General features: G+C 65.1%; 15 protein-coding genes. 9 read left to right on the top strand and 6 right to left on the bottom strand.

The window, feature by feature from the left end:
• Window positions 1-4 precede the first annotated feature (4 nt).
• Genes shn_RS29720 through shn_RS29710 form a run of 3 tightly spaced genes read right to left on the bottom strand, consistent with a single transcriptional unit; the run spans window position 5 to window position 2,644 of the window.
• Window positions 5-811 carry an ABC transporter ATP-binding protein gene (locus shn_RS29720; RefSeq protein ID WP_064334153.1) on the bottom strand — a complete coding sequence of 269 codons (807 nt, stop codon included), beginning with the start codon at window positions 809-811 and terminating at the stop codon, window positions 5-7.
• 1 nt (window position 812) lies between these two features.
• The gene (locus shn_RS29715) at window positions 813-1,655 is read right to left on the bottom strand and encodes an ABC transporter permease (RefSeq protein WP_084438664.1); all 843 of its coding nucleotides are present in this window, start codon (window positions 1,653-1,655) and stop codon (window positions 813-815) included.
• Window positions 1,655-2,644, bottom strand: coding sequence for an ABC transporter substrate-binding protein (locus shn_RS29710; RefSeq protein ID WP_064334152.1), 990 nt, complete (start codon window positions 2,642-2,644; stop codon window positions 1,655-1,657). The genes shn_RS29715 and shn_RS29710 overlap by 1 nt, the downstream gene beginning before the upstream one ends.
• Before the next feature lie 249 nt (window positions 2,645-2,893).
• Here shn_RS29710 and shn_RS29705 point away from each other — a divergent pair, with 249 nt between their 5' ends.
• Window positions 2,894-3,568, top strand: a complete 675-nt coding sequence (locus shn_RS29705; protein ID WP_084438663.1) for a FadR/GntR family transcriptional regulator — start codon at window positions 2,894-2,896, stop codon at window positions 3,566-3,568.
• A gap of 50 nt (window positions 3,569-3,618) precedes the next feature.
• Window positions 3,619-4,833 (top strand): NADP-dependent isocitrate dehydrogenase, encoded by a 1,215-nt coding sequence (locus shn_RS29700; protein ID WP_064334150.1) that lies wholly within the window; start codon window positions 3,619-3,621, stop codon window positions 4,831-4,833.
• 481 nt (window positions 4,834-5,314) lie between these two features.
• On the opposite strand, the gene shn_RS29695 is transcribed toward shn_RS29700, so the two are convergent.
• Entirely contained in the window at window positions 5,315-6,268 is a 954-nt protein-coding gene (locus shn_RS29695; RefSeq protein WP_064334149.1) for a LysR family transcriptional regulator, read from the bottom strand.
• Between the two features lie 63 nt (window positions 6,269-6,331).
• Here shn_RS29695 and shn_RS29690 point away from each other — a divergent pair, with 63 nt between their 5' ends.
• The 7 genes from shn_RS29690 to shn_RS29660 are packed head-to-tail and all read left to right on the top strand — an operon-like array spanning window position 6,332 to window position 13,467.
• Complete coding sequence (locus shn_RS29690) at window positions 6,332-7,777, top strand: amidase (protein ID WP_084438668.1); 1,446 nt, start codon at window positions 6,332-6,334, stop codon at window positions 7,775-7,777.
• Window positions 7,774-8,625, top strand: a complete 852-nt coding sequence (locus tag shn_RS29685; protein WP_371328630.1) for a branched-chain amino acid ABC transporter permease — start codon at window positions 7,774-7,776, stop codon at window positions 8,623-8,625. Before shn_RS29690 ends, shn_RS29685 begins: the two co-directional genes overlap by 4 nt.
• Window positions 8,622-9,602: a branched-chain amino acid ABC transporter permease gene (locus shn_RS29680; protein ID WP_064334147.1), complete on the top strand. Its 981-nt coding sequence runs from the start codon at window positions 8,622-8,624 to the stop codon at window positions 9,600-9,602. Before shn_RS29685 ends, shn_RS29680 begins: the two co-directional genes overlap by 4 nt.
• On the top strand, window positions 9,599-10,288 hold the full coding sequence (locus shn_RS29675) for an ATP-binding cassette domain-containing protein (RefSeq protein ID WP_064334146.1): 690 nt from the start codon (window positions 9,599-9,601) through the stop codon (window positions 10,286-10,288). Before shn_RS29680 ends, shn_RS29675 begins: the two co-directional genes overlap by 4 nt.
• Entirely contained in the window at window positions 10,288-10,983 is a 696-nt protein-coding gene (urtE, locus tag shn_RS29670; RefSeq protein WP_064334145.1) for an urea ABC transporter ATP-binding subunit UrtE, read from the top strand. The genes shn_RS29675 and urtE overlap by 1 nt, the downstream gene beginning before the upstream one ends.
• A gap of 52 nt (window positions 10,984-11,035) precedes the next feature.
• Entirely contained in the window at window positions 11,036-12,202 is a 1,167-nt protein-coding gene (locus tag shn_RS29665; RefSeq protein ID WP_064334144.1) for a substrate-binding protein, read from the top strand.
• Window positions 12,190-13,467 (top strand): amidase, encoded by a 1,278-nt coding sequence (locus shn_RS29660; protein ID WP_064334143.1) that lies wholly within the window; start codon window positions 12,190-12,192, stop codon window positions 13,465-13,467. Before shn_RS29665 ends, shn_RS29660 begins: the two co-directional genes overlap by 13 nt.
• 109 nt (window positions 13,468-13,576) lie before the next feature.
• Here the strand turns inward: shn_RS29660 and shn_RS29655 are convergent, their stop codons facing one another.
• Together shn_RS29655 and shn_RS29650 are read right to left on the bottom strand one after the other, a co-directional pair.
• On the bottom strand, window positions 13,577-14,491 hold the full coding sequence (locus shn_RS29655) for a response regulator (protein ID WP_064334142.1): 915 nt from the start codon (window positions 14,489-14,491) through the stop codon (window positions 13,577-13,579).
• Complete coding sequence (locus shn_RS29650; RefSeq protein ID WP_064334141.1) at window positions 14,488-17,865, bottom strand: ATP-binding protein; 3,378 nt, start codon at window positions 17,863-17,865, stop codon at window positions 14,488-14,490. The genes shn_RS29655 and shn_RS29650 overlap by 4 nt, the downstream gene beginning before the upstream one ends.
• Window positions 17,866-17,997 lie beyond the last annotated feature (132 nt).

Raw genomic sequence — 17,997 nt, 5'->3', positions numbered from 1 at the left:
CGCGTCACTCCGCATATTGCCGGAGGCCCTGCCAGATCTCCTCGACCACATCGAGATAACCCTTGTCGCGCCGGATCACGTCCGGTGCGGCGGAGCGGTCGATATTGGGTTCGATGATCTGGGAGACGCGGCCGGGGCGTGGTGAAAGCAGCACGATGCGGTCGGAGACATAGACCGCCTCCTCGATCGAGTGGGTGACGAAGAGGAAGGTCTTGCGCTCCTTCTCGACGAGCTGGAGCAGGTCTTCCTGGAATTTTCGACGGTTCTGCTCGTCGACAGCCGAGAAGGGTTCGTCGAGCAGCAGCACGTCGGCATTGACAGAGAAGGCGCGCGCGATGCCGACGCGCTGGCGCATGCCGCCCGAAAGCTCGTGCGGATACTTTTCCTCGAAACCGGAGAGGCCGACTTCGCCGATATAGTGCTTGGCGATGCGATGGCGCTCCGCCTGCGGCACGCCCTTGAGCTCAAGACCGAAGCCGACATTGCGCAGCACCGTCGCCCAGGGCATCAGCGCGAAATCCTGGAAGACGAAGGCGCGCTCGGGACCGGGCCCGGTGACGACCTTGCCGTTGATGCGGATCTGACCGGAGGTCGCGGGCACGAGGCCGGCGATGATCTTGAGCAGCGTGGTCTTGCCGCAGCCGGAGGGGCCGAGCAGCGTCGTCAGCTTGCCGCGCTCGAATTCGAGGTTGATGCCGCGCAGCGCCTCGATATCGCCGTAGCGCTTGCAGATGTCGCGCACCTCGACAATGGCGTCGGACGTGGCGGTTCCGGATTGGTCGGCCGCGCGGGCCGGCATGGGATTGGCCATGTCACTTTCTCCTCTTTTCGGGACGCAGGAAGCGGACCTCGACATATTGCAGGGCCGCAAGCGTGATCGTCGAAACGGCGATGATCGAAGCCACGGCCGCATACATGTGCGCGTAGTTGGCGATCGAGCGGTGGTAGGTGATGAGATCGCCGATCCCCGTCGGCGTGATCAGAAGCTCGGCGAGCATGACGCCGATGAAACCGGCGGCAATGCCGAGGCGCAGGCCGGCAAACAGCACCGGTGTCGCATCGGGAATGATGATCTTGGAGATCTGCTGCAGGCGCGTGCCCTGGAACGAGCGGCACATGTCGACGAGCGACGGGTTGACGTGGCGCACCGCCTTGTAGGAATTGAGCACGATCACCGGCAGCGCCAGCATGATGACGGCGAGCGTCTTGGCGACGAGGCCGATGCCGTAGACGAAGGTGACGAGCGGCACGAGGGCGGCCATCGGGGCGGCCTGGAGCACGATGAAGACCGGCGCCAGAAGCCATTCCGCCTTGTCGGACAGGCCCATGGCGATGCCGAGCCCGATGCCGAGCACCGCGGAAACGGCGACGCCGATGACGAGCGGCTGGAACGTGATGGCATAGGCCGGCAGCAGCGTGCCGTCGAGCGCCATCTCGATGAGTGCGGCGAGCGTTTCAAGGAATGTCGGGAAGGCGAAGCTGATCGGAACGCGACCGGCGATTTCCCAGGCGGTGAAGAGCGTTGCGAGCGACACCACGACCCAGAAGGACTTCCGGCGCCGGGCGAATTCGGCGAGCGTTTCGACGATGGTGGAGGAGCCGCTGCCGGCTCCTCCCGTCGCGCTCACCTTGTGAGGTGTAGCGGCCATGTGCATTATTTGGTTCCGATTTTGGCGAGCACCGCATTGAGTGCCGTGAGGTCCCAGAAGTCCTCGACCTTGAGATCCGCGGCATTGCCTTCGAGCGCGCCGGAAATCGTGTAGAAGTCGAAGTCGTCCTTCGCGGCATCCTCGCCGCCGCCGTTGAGCGGAAGGGCGGGGGCGGCTTCCGCGAAGTACGGGTCGATGTCGGCGACCATGTCGGGCGTCGCATCCGGCAGCAGCTTGTATTTTTCCCGCAGCGCGACGGCCGACGTCGGGTCCGCCGCGACCTCGCGCCAGGTGGTCAGGATGCTCTCGACCAGGATTTCCACGTCCTTCTGGTTCTTCGAGAGATAGTCGGTGTTGGCAAAGAGCGCCTCGTCGGTGGCGGCCACCTCGCCGAGCGGCAGGAAGGCGAACTTGCCCGGCGCTTCCTTTTCCAGGATGCGCTTGCCGGAGGAGTCGACGATCGTCGCCTTGACGTTGCCCTGGAGCAGGGCGCCCGTGCGCACCTCGGCACCCGGCACGTAGGAGATGTTGGAATAGGCGATGCCGTTCTTGTCGGCCATCAGCTGCATGATCGCCTCGGTGCCGGAACCGCGCGAATGCACGGCGACTTCCTGGCCGTTCAGATCCTTCCACTCCTTGTAGAACTCGGTGTTGACCACCGGATAGAACTGCAGCTTGGACAGTTGCAGGAAGATGCGGATCGGCGCCTTCACCTTCTGGAGCAGCGCATAGGGGCCGCCGATGCCGATATCGGCCTGGCCGCTGACGACGGCCTGCGCGGCGATGTCCTCGCTTTTCAGGAAGGTCACCTGCACGTCGACACCCTTTTCCTTGGCGCGTTCCAGCGCGGCGAGGAGATGGAGGGATTCGACCGTCGCGATATCGCCGAAGGCGATACGCATCGGATCGGCGAAGGCCAACCCGGGCACTGCGGCAGAAAGGCAAAGTGCGGCGGCGACCGCAGACGCCCTCATTCGTCTGGCAAGCATGTTCATCTTTCTTCCTCCCAAAATCGGGTTTTCCTCAACCCAATTGAAACCAATTCTTCATTAAACAAACATTGTGTCAACCAATTAAACGTGCTGCGCTGCGGGATACGCAGGCCAGTTCCGTTCCTTAATTGATTTAAATATCTGATTTTATTCCCTATAAATTTATGGCAGGACGCTTGATGCCAGCCGCATTGACAGCCGCTTATATGTCCAATATAACCGAACCAATCCTGAATTGGTTTGGATAATGCCATGATAGAGAACACCGACAGCGCTGTGCTTTCCCGCCTCAGGGACTTCCTCGCAACGGCGCAGCTTCCCGATGGCGGGCGCCTGCCGCCGGAGCGCGACCTTGCGGAAGCGCTGGATGTCGGACGCGGCGCGCTGCGCAAGGCGCTCGCGGCCTTGCAGGCGGAAGGCGTGGTCTGGCGCCATGTCGGCAAGGGCACGTTCACCGGCGAGCGTCCGATCGACACGGTCGCGGATATCAATGCCATGGTGCAGCGGACCAACCCGCTGGAGGTCATGGGCGCCCGCATTGCCTTCGAGCCGGAGGTCGCGCGCTGCGCCGCGCTAAATGCCACGCCCAGCCAGATCACCGAATTGCGCAGCGCCATGATGAAAGCGCAGCAGGCGCCGACCTGGCGGCTCTACGAGCAGTGGGACAACCGTCTGCACCGCCTGATCGGCGAATCCTCGCAGAACTCATTGCTGCTCGGCCTGCTCGACACGCTGAATGCGGTGCGCCGCGCCGTCACCTGGGGGCGGCTGCGCGACACGCCCGTCCGCCCGCCGCCGGACCACCATTCCTTCGAGGAGCACGCCCGCATTGTCGAGGCGATCGCCAACCGCGACGGCGCTGGCGCGGCGGATGCGATGCGCCGGCACCTGCGCAGCGTCGAGGGCCATATGCGCGACATGCGCTGAACCGAAATCCGAAGAGGGGCGGCAAAAGGCTGCCCAGGGGAGAACATGGAATGACGAAGATCAAGGTCGCCAACCCCGTCGTCGAACTCGACGGCGACGAGATGACGCGCATCATCTGGCAGTTCATCAAGGACAAGCTGATCCATCCGTATCTCGACGTGGATCTCGACTACTACGATCTCAGCATCGAGAACCGCGATGCGACGGACGACCAGGTGACGATCGATGCGGCCCATGCGATCCGCAGGCATGGCGTCGGGGTGAAATGCGCCACCATCACGGCCGATGAGGCCCGCGTCGAGGAATTCAAGCTGAAGAAGATGTGGAAGTCGCCGAACGGCACGATCCGCAACATCCTCGGCGGCGTCATCTTCCGCGAGCCGATCATTGCCAAGAACGTGCCCCGCCTCGTTCCGGGCTGGACCAAGCCGATCATCGTCGGCCGCCATGCCTTCGGCGACCAGTACCGCGCCACCGACTTCAAGTTCCCCGGCAAGGGCAAGCTGACGATGAAGTTCGTCGGCGAGGACGGCAAGGAGATCGAATACGACGTGTTCGACGCGCCGTCGGCCGGTGTCGCCATGGGCATGTACAATCTCGACGATTCGATCACCGAATTCGCGAGGGCCTCGTTCAACTACGGCCTGCAGCGCAAGGTGCCGGTCTATCTCTCGACCAAGAACACCATCCTCAAGGTCTATGACGGCCGCTTCAAGGACATCTTCCAGCAGGTCTTCGACGCCGAATTCGCGGAAAAGTTCAAGGAAGCCAAGATCTGGTACGAACACCGCCTGATCGACGACATGGTCGCCTCGGCGCTGAAATGGTCCGGCGGCTATGTCTGGGCCTGCAAGAACTACGACGGCGACGTGCAGTCCGATATCGTGGCCCAGGGCTTCGGCTCGCTCGGCCTGATGACCTCGGTGCTGATGACGCCGGACGGCAAGACGGTGGAAGCGGAAGCCGCGCACGGCACGGTGACGCGCCACTACCGCCAGCACCAGAAGGGCGAGGAGACCTCGACCAACTCGATCGCCTCGATCTTCGCCTGGACACGTGGCCTTGCCCACCGTGCCAAGCTGGACGGCAATGCGGAACTGGCCAAGTTCTCCGAGACGCTGGAGCGCGTCTGCGTCGAGACCGTCGAATCGGGCTTCATGACCAAGGACCTCGCGCTCCTCATCGGCCCCGACCAGCCTTGGCTCTCCACCACCGGCTTCCTCGACAAGATCGACGAGAACCTCAGGAAGGCCATGGCGGCCTGAAGCGGAGAACTGCTGGGCGTCGTCGTCTTCCCAGGTGAGGGTGCGGAGGCGTGGCTGGATTTGCCGAGGGCATCGGTATCCAGCCTTCTGCCGCCGCGCCTTGTGACTCAGGATCGCACTGGCGAGGATGGGACCCGGTTGGCCTGTGTTCCCGCATCGATTCAGCGCAGATGCAATAACAGTTGTGTGGAGCGGGCACGCTGAGCTGCAACGGCTGCCCGAGGCGGCCGCCTCCGCGCGCATGCCCGACATCGACACGCTGGCCCATTATTTCCGCAGGCAACCGCATTCCCTCGCACAGGTTCCGCCCGCGGGCGTGACGCCGGAAGCCTACGCGGTCTCACCGGCACTCCATTCCCCGCAATCCTTCGGCCTTTTCGATGAAAAGACGGGGATATTGTTCAGCGGAGACGCGATCCACGAGGGCAGCCTCGTGGATGACCTGCCGGGCTGCGTGCCCCTGTCGGACAAACCCTCCAAGTCACGTCGCGCCAAGGCTGGGATATCGTTCCGGCAAGGCAACGGCGTAGCGTTCCGGCCCGATCTCCGTGAAGAAGGCGCGTGCCAGTTCTATGAAGTTGCGCAGGAAGGCGGGTTTTGCGTTTCCGTAGCGATCGGCGACCATCAGACGCGGCGTGGGCAGGATTTCGATCAGCGGGCGGCGCACGAGGCGATCGCTGTCAGGGCTTCCGAGCCCGATGGGGCGCATGTTGAGGATCGACATGCCGAAGCCGGCGGCGACGGCGGCGCGCACCGTGTCGTAGCCGCGCGTGCGAAACGAGATCTGGGGCCTTTGACCTGCAAGATCGAAGAGCGTCACCAGATATCCCGAGGTCTGCGGCAGATCGAGCAGGACCAGGGGACGCGTCACCAGCTCGGCAAGGCTGAGACACTCTTTCCGGGCGAGGGGATCGTCGGCATGGAGCAAGGCATGTGCCGGCACACGCGCGAGGGTGACCGCATCCGAGGGAAGGCCGGGACCGATGTCATAGGCCACGATCACATCGACCAGGTTCGATTCGAGCCATGTCAGGAGCTGCGGCTGTTCGCCTTCGAAGAGCTGGATCTCGGTGCCGGTTCCCGCGACGAACCGGTGCAGGAGTTCCGGCATGAACAGCGCGCCGAAGGGCTCGAAGCAACCGATTTTCAGGACCGGCGGCATCCCCGAGGTGAACCTGTCCATCGTGCGTTCGAATTCCGCTTCGGCGGCGAGCAGGCGGCGGGCAGAGGCGATGAAGCGTTCGCCGGCCGGCGTGAGCGTGACGCCCTTGCTCGGCCGGCGGTCGAACAGCCGCGAGCCCATCTCGCCCTCCGCCTGGCCCATCGCGGCCAGGATCGAGGACTGTGCGATCCGGCAAGTGCGCGCCGCAGCCGATATGGAGCCGGTCTCGGCAATGAGCACGAGATAACGAAGCTGGCGAAGGGTAAGGTTCATTGTTCTATTCCATGTAGCAAGTAGCATCATATTTTGCATTTTATAGAATTCAATGTTTCGGCCATGCTGTCTTCACTGGGTTTTCAGGAGGGGAAGACGCCGTTGAACAGCCGCCAGTCCGTCTCGCCAATTTCCAACGCTCCGGACCTCTGCCGCATGGACGTGGCTGCCCTGAACGCAGCCTTCGGGTCCGGCGCGCTCTCACCGGTGGAGGTCGTCCAGGCGGCTCTTGCCCGGGCCGAGGACGTTCAGCAGCGGTTCAATGCCTTCACCTTCATCGATCACGCCGGCGCTCTGGCAGCCGCGCGCGCCGCCGAGGCCCGCTGGCGGGCGGGTGCGGCGCTCTCGGCCATCGACGGCGTGCCGACGACACTCAAGGATATCGTCCATGTCGAGGGGTGGACGGTGCGCTATGGCAGCCGGGCGACGGATGCCACGCCGATGCTTCAGGATGCGCCATCCGTTGCCGGCTTGCGGGCGGCCGGCGCCGTCTTCATCGGCCAGACCACGACGCCGGAATTCGGTTGGAAGGCCGTGACCGACAGCCCGGCCTTCGGCATTACGCGCAATCCGTGGAATCCCGAATGCACGCCTGGCGGCTCATCCGGCGGTGCGGCCGTTGCCTCCGCCACGGGCGCGGGTGTTCTCCATCTCGGCACGGATGGCGGCGGATCGATCCGGGTGCCCGCGGCCTTCACCGGTACCTTCGGCCTGAAGCCGACCTTTGGCCGCGTGCCCGCGGATCCACCAAGCGCCTTCGGTACGGTCGCTCACATCGGGCCCATGACGCGCAGCCCTGCAGACGCGCGCGCGATGCTGTCTGCCATGGGCGGGCGAAGCCTCCGGGACTGGAGCCAGCCTTGGGGCGCGATGCCTTCGCCCGACCCTCGGCCTTTCGATTGGAAGGGGCGGAAAGTCGGCCTCTGGATGACGCCGCCGACGGGTACGCTCAGTCTTGCGATCAAGCGGGTGATTTCGGATGCCGTCCGGCAAATCGAAGCGGCCGGCGCCACCGTCGAGCCCATTCGGTTGCCCGGCGAAGGCCTGCATGAAATGTTCCATGCGCATTGGATGACGGGCGCTGCAAGCCGTCTTGCCCAGATTCCTCAAGAGGCGCGCAGAGACCTGGATCCCGGTTTCGTCGAGGCTGCGGCGGAGGGGAACCGGTTCAGTCTGCGCGGCTACATCTTCGCCCAGCAGGCGCGCGCCCGCTTCGGCGCAGCGATGGACCAGCTGCTTGCCGACTACGATCTTTTGCTGTCCCCGGCCACCGCCTGCCTGCCCTTTGCGGCCGGACGGGAGGTCCCCGAAGGCTCCGGCCTGTCGCGCTGGACCGAGTGGGCGGGTTTCAGCTATCCGATCAACCTGTCGCAGCAACCGGCCTGCACCCTGTTCTGCGGATTGGCGGAAGGACTGCCGGTCGGCCTTCAGATCGTCGGCCCACGCGGCGCGGACGGCTTCGTGCTCGATGCCGCCGAGGCGGCCACCAGCCTGTTGGGAGGACCATGATGCCGGACATCGTCTCCCTTTGCCTCAACGCGCTGACGCTGATGAGCATCCTGATGCTCGTCGCGCTGGGCCTTGCCATCATCTACGGCCTGATGGGCATCATCAATCTCAGCCACGGCGAGTTCGTGACCATCGGCGCCTATACGCTGTTTACGGTGCAGGCGGCGGGCGGCTCGTTCTGGCTGGCGCTCGTCGTCGCGCCGGTCGTCGGCTATCTTCTCGGCACGGTGCTTGAGATAGCGGTGATCCGGCGCCTCTACGACAGGCCCATTTCCACCATTCTCGCCACCTGGGGCCTCAGCCTCATCCTGCAGCAGGCGATCATCCTGACCTATGGCGCCGCACCTCGGCCGGTGACGGCGCCGTTCGAGGCTTCCGTACAGCTTCTCGGCATCACCTATCCGGCTTACCGGCTCTTCCTGATCGTCTTCGCCTTCGCCGTCATGGCGGCCTGCGTTCTGGTTTTCCGCAAGTCGCCGTTCGGGCTCGATGTCCGGGCGGTGATCCAGAATGCGGGCATGGCGCGGGCCCTCGGCGTGAATGCCGAAAGGGTCTATCGCCGGGCCTTTGCCAGCGGGGCGGCGCTCGCCGCCCTTGCCGGTGTTCTCATCGCCCCGCTCGTCGCCGTGACGGCGCTGATGGGCGTCAACTATCTGGCCCGGTCCTTCTTCGTCGTGCTGGTCGGCGGCGCGGGCTCCATTCCCGGGGTGATCGCCGGATCCGCTTTCGTGGGCGGGCTGGAGTCGCTGCTCTCCACCACCGTGCCGATCACCGTGGCGCAGGCCAGCGTGCTGATCCTCGCGGTGGTCATCGTGCGGTTCCGCCCGCAGGGGCTGGTGCCGGCATGACGCAGCGGGACAAGACCTGGCTTTTCATCACCCTCGCCATCATGATGGCGCTCACCCTCTATCCGGCCTTCGGCTCCTTCTCCGGCATTTCGGGCCTGCGCGACATCCTGCTTTTCGCGCTCTTCGCCGTCTCGCTCGATCTCTTCTGGGGCCGCACCGGCATCCTTTCCTTCGGCCACGCCACTTTCTTCGGTGCGGGAGCCTATGGCATGGCGGTGATGACGATCCATCTGGCGCCGGGCGCTGCCTGGAGCAGCCTTGCGGGGCTTGCCTTCGGCGTCGGCCTTGCCGGCGTGATCGCGCTGGCTGTCGGCTACTTCGTCATCTTCGGCGGCGTGCGCGGCGCCTATTTCACCATCGTCACCCTCGCCCTGACCCTGATTGCCCAGCAGATCGCCATCGGCTGGTCTTCCGTCACCGGCGGGGATGCGGGCCTGATCGGCGTTCCGCCGCTCACTCTCGGCATCCCGATCACCGGCAAGCTCTTCTACTATGTCGTGGTGGGCCTGCTGTTCGCCGTCGTGCTGGCACTCTGGGCGGGCCTTCGCGGCCAGCGGGGCCTCATCCTGCGCGCCATCGAAGACGATGAACGCAAGGCGCAGACGCTCGGTTACAACACGCCGCTGCATCTGCTCGCCGTCTTCGTGCTTTCGGGCCTGATCGCCGGGCTTGCCGGGGCACTCTACGTCACCGGAACGGGTTTCGTCGCGCCGGACATGATTGCGCTTCTGCTTTCGACCGAGGTCATCATGTGGGTGGCGGTTGGCGGGCGCGGCTCGCTCATCGGCGCGGTCGTCGGCACGATGATCGTCTGGCGGTTGCAGCAGGAGGTTTCCACCCTCAGCGCCTCGGCCTGGCCGCTGTTCATCGGCGCCTTCTTCCTCGCGATGGTGTTCTTCTTTCCCGATGGCCTGCCGGCCGCCGCCCAGAAACTCTGGGCGCGCGGGAAAGGCATGAAGGAAGGGAGGACGGCATGACGGGCGGCGGCGACCTGCGCACGGAAGGCCTCGGCCGCCGCTTCGGCGGGCTGGTCGCGGTCGAGGATGTCAGCGTGACCTTTGCGGCGGGGGACGTCTCCTGCGTGATCGGGCCGAACGGCGCCGGCAAGTCCACGCTGCTCAACATGATCTGCGGTGCGATCGCGCCGAGTTCCGGCCGCATCCTCTTCGACGGCAAGCCGATCAACGGCCTCTCGCGCCATGCGATCGCCCGCGCCGGCATAGCCCGCAAGTTCCAGGTCCCCTCGGTTTTCGGTTCGTTGACGGTCGCGGAAAACCTCGCGGTGGCAGGCGGCGGCGACACGGAAGAAGTGATGGCGCTTACCGGGCTTTCCGCTGAACGCGATACCCGCGCCGATGTGCTGGCCCACGGAAAGAAGCAATGGCTGGAAATCGCCCTGGGGCTGATCCGCAAGCCGCGCCTCCTTCTGCTCGACGAGCCGACGGCGGGCCTGTCGCCGGAAGAAACCCAGGCCGTGGCCGATCTCCTCCTGTCGCTGCGCGGCGCATGCACGGTGGTGGTGATCGACCATGACATGCATTTCGTGCGCGCGCTCTCCGCCCGCACCGTGGTGATGCATCAGGGCCGGCTCGTCGCGGAAGGCGATTTCGCCTCAATCGAGCGCGACCCGATGGTGCGCGACATCTATCTGGGGCGGGCGTGATGCTGGATGTGAACGATCTGCGCGCAGGTTACGGCAGCACGGAAGTCCTGCAGGGCGTCACCCTGTCGGTTCGAAAGGGCGAGGTCGTGTCGATCCTCGGCCGCAACGGCGTCGGCAAGACGACGCTGATGAAGGCGCTGATCGGCCTCAACCGGCCGTGGGGCGGACAGGTTGCGCTGAACAGCAAGGCGGTCGCCGGCCTCGCGCCGGAAAAGATCGCCCGCTCGGGTCTGGCCTATGTGCCGCAGGGCCGAGGCATCTTCCACAAGCTTTCCGTGCTGGAAAACCTGACGATGGGCACACGCGCCCGCCGCGATGGCAGCACGACGGTTCCCGCCGAGATCTTCGAGATGTTCCCGATCCTCGCCGAACGCCGCAACCAGCTAGGCGGCACGCTCTCGGGCGGCCAGCAGCAGCAGTTGGCGCTCGGCCGGGCGCTCGCTTCGGCCCCCGATTTCCTGCTGCTGGACGAGCCGTCCGAAGGCATCCAGCCGAATATCGTGCAGATGATCGGCGACATCCTGCGCAGGCTCGCGGCTGAAAAGGGCCTCGGCGTGCTCCTGGTCGAGCAGAACCTCGACCTCGGCCTCTCGGCGGCCGACCGGGTGCTGTTCATGGAGAAGGGACGCATCGTCCACGAAAGCACGCCTCGGACTCTCGAAGAGGAGACGCTTCACCGATACCTGGCCATCTGAAGACGCCCGGATGGCCGGGATTGCATCAAGGCGAACCAAAAGGGGAACTGAAATGACGCTTATCACCCGCCGCCGCACGCTCCAGGGCCTTGCCGGCATCGCCGCCGTCTCGGCGCTCGGCGCGCCGTCCATCCTGCGCGCCGCCGACACGATCAAGCTCGGCTTCCTGTCGGGCCTCACCGGCCTTGAGACCATTCTCGGAGAAACGCAGCTCCACTGCTTCGAGCTGGCCGTCGAGGAACTGAACGCCGCCAACGGCATCGGTGGCCGCAAGATCGAATATGTCGTGGAGGACGACCAGACCACCACGCGCGGCGCCATCGAAAAGGCGCGCAAGCTGGTGTTCGAGGACGAAGTCGTCGCGACCATGGGCATGATCGCATCCCTGGAGCATGTCGCTGCCCGTTCCGTCACCAGCCCGGCGAACCATATCCTGATGTACTCGACCTATTATGAGGGCGGGGTCTGCGAGAAGAGCTTCTTCTCGACCGGCCAGGTGCCCAACCAGCAGATCGTGCCGTCGCTTGGCTGGCTGACGAAGAACACCGGCAAGACGGTCTATGTCATCGGCTCCGATTACATCTGGCCGCGCAATTCGACGGAAGTCATCAGGACGGAGATCGAAAAGCTCGGCGGCAAGCTGCTCGGCGCAGAATTCGCTCCGTTCGGCACGCAGGACTTCGCGCCGATCTTCGACCGCGCGCGGGCGGCCAATCCCGATTTCATCTGGATGATGGTGGCAGGGGCCGATGTCATCACGGCGCTGAAGCAGTACCAGTCCTTCGGCTTCAAGCAGCAGCTTTTCTCGAATGCGCTCGACGAGCTGTTCTCCTTCGCCCATCCGGAGCTGACGGCCGGCACGCTTTCCAACCAGGCCTATTTCATGAAGCTGGACACGCCGCGCAACAAGGTCTTCACGGAAGCCTTCGCCAGGAAATACGGCGCCGATAAACCGATCAATGCCATTGGCGAGGCAGCCTATGACGGCGTCTATCTCTATGCCGCCGCCGTGGAGAAGGCTGGATCGACCGACAGCGACGCGGTCATCAAGGCGCTGCGCGAGGTCGAGTTCGAGGCGCCGCAGGGCAACGTGAACTTCGCCGCAAACAACTGCCTGCGTGCCAACTCCATTCTTGCCCGCGGCACACCGGACGGCCATTGGGAAACCGTCGAGAATTTCGGCCAGATCGACCCGGACGTGCCCGGATGCACCCTCTGAACGGCATCCTCACCTCGGCGAAGGCCGCCCGCGCCGCCTTTCTCTCCGGCGCGGCGAGTGCCGAGGAGATCGCCCGGGCGATGCTGGCGGGCATCGTTCGGGAGAATCCCCGGCTCAACGCCTATCGCGAGGTCCTGGAGGCCACGGCGCTCGCCGAAGCCCGCGCCGCCGATGCCACCCGGGCGGCAGGCCGCGATCCCGGCCCGCTCGCCGGGCTCTGCGTGGCCGTGAAGGAAAACATCGATACGGTGCCGGCGCATGCAAGCGCCGGCATGCGCTTCCTGCGGGATCGAAGGGCGACGGAAGATGGCTGGATCACTGCGCGGCTGCGCGCGCTGGGTGCGACGATCGTCGGCACGACGGTCAGCGACCCCGGCGCCTTCGGGGTGCGGACCGCCGAAGTGACGCATCCGGCGGACGCCACGCTTTCCGTCGGCGGCTCGTCGGGCGGTTCCGGCGCGGCGCTGGCGGCCGGGCTCTGCCATGCGGCGATCGGCACCGATACCGGTGGCTCGATCCGCATCCCCGCGGCGCTATGTGGAGTTGCGGGGCTGAAACCGAGCTTCGGACAGTGGTCTCTGGCGGGCGTCTGGCCCCTCGTTCCCTCGCTCGATCATGTCGGCCCCATGGCGCGCACGCGCGAAGACCTGGCGCTGGTCAACAACGCGCTCGTTCCGCCCGGACAGCCTCGCTCCGCAGCAAGACGTGTCGTCTTCGATCCGGATTGGATCGCGGAATGCGATGGGGAAGTGCAGGCCGCTTTTGCAGGGGCGCTTGGAAGGCTGGAGCGTGCTGGTCTCACGCTGTCTGAAGCCCGCTTGCCTGCCCTCGACCGGGTGAGCGGCGTTCACAGCACGATCTTCTGCGTTGAGACGGCTGCGTTCTACCGCAGTTTCGTCGCATCCGGTGCCGAATTGCCGAGAGAGGGGCAGGGAGCCATCGCTCATGGGGAATCGATCGCCATGCCGGCCTATCTGGACGCTTGCCGCGACCGCCGGCAGATGCGGTCGGCGGTCGATGCGATCCTTGAGGACGACACCCTGATCCTGAGTCCCACGACCGCGGTTGCCAGGGCACCGAAAGCCGCTCAAAGACTGAAGATCGGCGGAAAGGAACGGGATTTCACCTATGGGCTGGTCCGGTTGACATGCCTCTTCGACCATACGGGCCATCCCGCGGCTGCCTTGCCGGTGGAGAGGGGCAGCGTTCAGGTTGTCGCGGCAAGAGGCGATGAACACGCAATCCTGGCGCTGCCGCTGATGTAGCGCCTCAAAAGCCCTCCTATCTGCGGTTCCGCCAGGATGTCAGATCATGCCTTCGCGAAAAATCTCCATCGAAGGTTTCCTGCTCTGGATTCAATCATGTCGATTGAGCCTAGGCTTCGTGCAAGACATGGGCAGCCTTAACTGCCGCGGAGGCGCGGTTCTCGACGCCGAGCTTGATATAGATCTGCTCGAGATGCTTCGTCACCGTTCGGGCGCTGAGGCCGAGGATGTCGCCGATGTCGCGGTTCGATTTGCCCTTGGAGATCCACAGCAGCACCTCGGACTCGCGCTGGGTGAGGAGAAAATGCTGGCGCAGGATCTCGTCGTCGGACAGCCGGTTCACGGCGGTGAGGCGGAAGAGATATTCGTCCGCGCCGATCGTGCCGAGGAAGGAGAGCTGTAGGCTTGCCTGCCCGGCCTGCGTGATGGTGAAGGTGTTCTCGCGCGCTGCTGTGCGCGTCTTCATCCAGTCCCGGATATGCTCCGAGATCGTATCAAGCCCGTCGTCGTTGCCCGTTGCGGCATTGACGAGGCGGGTTGCTTGCGGCGTCGACCAGCGGATCGTTCCGCCGTCGCTGACGGCAAGCAGGTGCCGTCCAGCCGCGTCGAGCGCCACGCGGGCACTTTGCGCGGAGCGGGCGTTGGTGAGATGCACGCGGATACGGGCGCGCAGTTCGTCGATATTGATCGGCTTGGTGAGATAGTCGACGCCGCCGGCTTCCAGCGCGCGCACGACATGCTCGGTCTCGGTGAGGCCTGTCATGAAGACGACGGGAACGGGGTTGCTCGCCGGATTTGCCTTGAGCTTCTGGCAGGTCTCGAAACCATCCAGGCCGGGCATGACGGCATCGAGCAGGATGATATCGGGCGTGATGCGATCGACGATGTTGAGCGCCGAGGCGCCCGAGGTCGCGATCAGCACGGAAAAGCCGGATTGCTCCAGCGCTTCCGTCAGGAAGCCGAGGGCCTCGGGGGAATCGTCGACGATAAGCACGATGTCGCGCGGGCTGGCTGTCTCGGTCACGGGCAGCGCTTTCCTGTCGGTCCATGATTTTTCAGAAAGGCGTCATAGCCGGCGAGGTCGAAGACCTGGACATAGGCGCGCACGGCCTCGGCAAAGGGCTGGTGTTCGGGCGTGCGGGCGATTTCCGAGAGCTTTGCCTCGATGCCGCGCACATAGCCGATCTCGCCGAGGCGGATCAGCTCCTGAACATGGTTTTCCGCGGGTATGACGATGCTGGCCTCTGCCGGCGCGTCCGGCTCCGCCGCGTCGTGATAGATCCATTCTAGGCCCATCTGCAGCGCGAGCTTGTCGGTGAGCTGGCGCAGGTCGAACGGTTTTGCCAGCGTGTCGTTGTGGCCGGTATGGGCCGATGCCACCGAGCCGTCGCCGATATTGGCCGAAAGCATGATGATCGGGCCGGGCTGGCCGAGCGCGCGCAGGCGTGCGACCAGCTCCCAACCGTTCATGCCGGGCATGGAGATATCGATGAGGAACAGGTCCGGCTTCAGGCCCTCGATCAGCGTCAGGCAATCCGCGCCGTCGCGCGCCGTCAGCACGGTGAAGTCGAGCGGGCGCAGCACCTCTTCCATGAGCCGGCGGTGGTCGGCATTGTCGTCGACGACGAGCACGGTGCGGCGGCGGCCGACATAGCCCTTGATGCGCCGCACGGCGTCCTTCGGGGTCGTCGGCCTGTCGACGGCGGACAGCATCAGGCGCACGCGGAACTCGGTGCCCTTGTCGCGCTCGCTCGTCACGGCGATTTCGCCGCCGAGCGTTTGGGTCAAGAGCCGCGTAATCGTGAGGCCGAGGCCGAGCCCCGGCATGCGGCCGTGCTCGGCATCGCCGCGCTGGAAGGGCTCGAAGATGCGTGGCAGGTCCTTTTCCAGAATGCCGCGGCCGCTGTCCGTGACCGTGAAGGTCGCGACCTGGCTGCGATAGGCGACATCGAGGCGGATGGTGCCGTGATCGGTGAATTTCAGCGCATTGGAAATGAGGTTCACGAGAATCTGGCGCAGGCGCTTTTCGTCGGTGCGCACGTAGTGCGGCAGGTTCGCGGGACGCGTGTGTTCGAAGGCGACGCCCTTCGCCTGCGCCTGCGGGCGGAACATTTGCACGATCTGGTCGAGGAAATCGTGGATATGGATCTCGTTGGAATAGACCTGCAGCTTGCCCGCCTCGATCTTGGAAATGTCGAGCAGCCCGTCGATGAGGCCGGAAAGATGGTCCGCGCTGCGCTTGATGACGCGGATCGCACCCTGCCGCTGCGGCGGGATGCTCTCGTCTCGCTCCAGCACCTGTGCATAGCCGAGCACGGCGTTGAGCGGCGTGCGCAGCTCGTGGCTGAGGCCGACGACATAGCGGCTCTTGGCGCGGTTGGCGGCCTCCGCCGTTTCCTTTGCCTGCTGGAGCGCGGCGTCGGTCTTCTTGTGCGCGGCGATTTCCTTCAGGAGCAGCGTGGTCTGGCGGGAGGACTCTTCCTCCGCCACCACCCGGCTGTCATGCGCCAGCACGTAGAACCAGCAGACGACGCCCGCCACCACGGCGAAGACGAAGAACACCACGGAGATGGTGCGCTCCACCACCGACGCCGTTTCCGGCGAATGGGTGACGACCTGATGGGCGATCATGGCAAGGATGATGCCCATGCCCGTGATGGAGAGCACGGTGGCGATGCCGTAGCGGCCGAGGCGGGTGGCGAGCGCCGATGTCACCGGCTCCGGCAGGATGGCCTTCGCGACGCCCGCCACCTGCGCGTTGAAGCGCGCCTTCGGCTTGCAGAGGTCGTGGCAGCGGCTGTCGAGCGAACAGCAGAGCGAGCAGATCGGCGCGGCATAGGCCGGGCACCAGGCCATGTCCTCGGGCTCGAACGGGTGCTCGCAGATCGAGCAGGTGATGGAGTGCTGGAGCGCCCAGCTCTTCCGCGGTTTTCGCGCGAGGTAGTATTTGCCGCGTGTTGCCCAGGCGATCAGCGGGGAGGCGAGGAAGGCGACGATGGCGGCGATATAGGGCGCAAGCGAGGCCGGGATTTCGCCGAAGGTGCCGAAATGGGCGGTCAGCGCGATGATGGCCGACAGCGTCATGGCGCCGAGGCCGACCGGGTTGATGTCATAGAGATGGGCGCGCTTGAACTCGATGCCGGGCGGCGAGAGGCCGAGCGGCTTGTTGACGAAGAGGTCCGCCGAGATGGTGCAGAGCCAGGCCATGGCGACGATGGAGAAGACGCCGAGCGTTTCCTCCAGCAGCCGGTAGATGCCAAGCTCCATCAAAAGCAGCGCGATCGCCACGTTGAATACCAGCCAGACGACGCGGCCGGGATGGCTGTGCGTCAGGCGCGAGAAGAAGTTGGACCAGGCGAGCGAGCCCGCATAGGCGTTCATCACGTTGATCTTGAGCTGCGAGACCACGACGAAGGCGACCATCAGCAGAAGGGCTGCCATGTCCCAGGGCAGCATGTAGCCAAAGGCGGTGTAGTACATCTGCGCGGGATCCGCCGCCCGCGTGGAGGGCACGCCGGTCGACAGCGCCAGCACGACGAGGAAGGAACCCGCGATCAGCTTCGGTGCGCCGACGATGACCCAGCCGGAGCCGGCGAGGAAGACGGCGATGCGGTGGTGTAGCTTGCGCTGCCCGTTCGGAGGCAGGAAGCGAAGGAAATCGACCTGCTCGCCGATCTGCGCCATCAGGGCGAAGATGACGGCCGAGGCCGCGCCGAATTCCACGAGGTTGAAGGGCGCATAGGTGCCGGGCGGGCCGGAGGGGTGGTGGAGGCCTGAATAGGCGAGCCACTCGCCGACCTTTTCCCAGTCCGCGAAGGCGATGAAGACGAAGGGCAGGATGTTGAGCACGATCCAGAACGGCTGGGTGAGGAGCTGGAAGCGCGAGATGAGCTGTACGCCGTGCGTGACCAGCGGGATCACCACGACGGACGAGATGATGTAGCCGATCCAGAGCGGGACGCCGAGCGCCAGCTCCAGCGCACCGGACATGATCGATGCCTCGATGGCGAAGAGGATGAAGGTGAAGCTGGCATAGACCAGCGAGGTCAGCGTCGAGCCGATATAACCGAAGCTCGCGCCGCGACTGAGGAGATCGATATCGACGCCGTGGCGGATGGCGTAGCGGCTGATCGGCAGGCCGACGACGAGGATCATCAGGCTCGCCACCACGATGGCGACGATGGCGTTCGTCGTGCCGTAGGACATGGTGATGGCGCCGCCGATGGCCTCCAGCGCCAGGAAGGAGATGGCGCCGATGGCGGTCTGCGAGATGCGGTCGGACGAGAACCGCCGCGCGCTCTTGGCGGTGAAGCGCAGCGCGTAGTCTTCCAGCGTCTGGTTGGCGACCCAGCGATTGTATTCGCGGCGGATCGGGATGATGCGCTGGCGTGCGGCCATCTTTCGCTGCTGTTCCCTCGTGTTGTTTTCGGGGCCGGTTCATCCGGCCCTTTCGGGGTGCATCGAGGCACGGCCCACCCCCATCCCCCCACCCTCCGTCATCCTCGGGCTTGACCCGAGGATCCACACGGC

It is taken from the genome of Shinella sp. HZN7 (assembly GCF_001652565.1).
GTDB classification, from domain to species: Bacteria; Pseudomonadota; Alphaproteobacteria; order Rhizobiales; family Rhizobiaceae; genus Shinella; species Shinella granuli.
Note: the sequence above shows the minus strand (reverse complement) of the source record. Positions and strands in the feature narration are given on the sequence as shown.

Bases quoted from the DNA above. Each gene is read 5' to 3' on its own strand.
- shn_RS29715 (WP_084438664.1), bottom strand. From the start codon at position 1,655: ATGCACATGGCCGCTACACCTCACAAGGTGAGCGCGACGGGAGGAGCC.
- shn_RS29685 (WP_371328630.1), top strand. From the start codon at position 7,774: ATGATGCCGGACATCGTCTCCCTTTGCCTCAACGCGCTGACGCTGATG.
- shn_RS29690 (WP_084438668.1), top strand. From the start codon at position 6,332: ATGCTGTCTTCACTGGGTTTTCAGGAGGGGAAGACGCCGTTGAACAGC.
- urtE (WP_064334145.1), top strand. From the start codon at position 10,288: ATGCTGGATGTGAACGATCTGCGCGCAGGTTACGGCAGCACGGAAGTC.
- shn_RS29710 (WP_064334152.1), bottom strand. From the start codon at position 2,644: ATGAACATGCTTGCCAGACGAATGAGGGCGTCTGCGGTCGCCGCCGCA.
- shn_RS29705 (WP_084438663.1), top strand. From the start codon at position 2,894: ATGATAGAGAACACCGACAGCGCTGTGCTTTCCCGCCTCAGGGACTTC.
- shn_RS29680 (WP_064334147.1), top strand. From the start codon at position 8,622: ATGACGCAGCGGGACAAGACCTGGCTTTTCATCACCCTCGCCATCATG.
- shn_RS29650 (WP_064334141.1), bottom strand. From the start codon at position 17,865: ATGGCCGCACGCCAGCGCATCATCCCGATCCGCCGCGAATACAATCGC.
- shn_RS29660 (WP_064334143.1), top strand. From the start codon at position 12,190: ATGCACCCTCTGAACGGCATCCTCACCTCGGCGAAGGCCGCCCGCGCC.
- shn_RS29700 (WP_064334150.1), top strand. From the start codon at position 3,619: ATGACGAAGATCAAGGTCGCCAACCCCGTCGTCGAACTCGACGGCGAC.
- shn_RS29695 (WP_064334149.1), bottom strand. From the start codon at position 6,268: ATGAACCTTACCCTTCGCCAGCTTCGTTATCTCGTGCTCATTGCCGAG.
- shn_RS29720 (WP_064334153.1), bottom strand. From the start codon at position 811: ATGGCCAATCCCATGCCGGCCCGCGCGGCCGACCAATCCGGAACCGCC.
- shn_RS29675 (WP_064334146.1), top strand. From the start codon at position 9,599: ATGACGGGCGGCGGCGACCTGCGCACGGAAGGCCTCGGCCGCCGCTTC.
- shn_RS29665 (WP_064334144.1), top strand. From the start codon at position 11,036: ATGACGCTTATCACCCGCCGCCGCACGCTCCAGGGCCTTGCCGGCATC.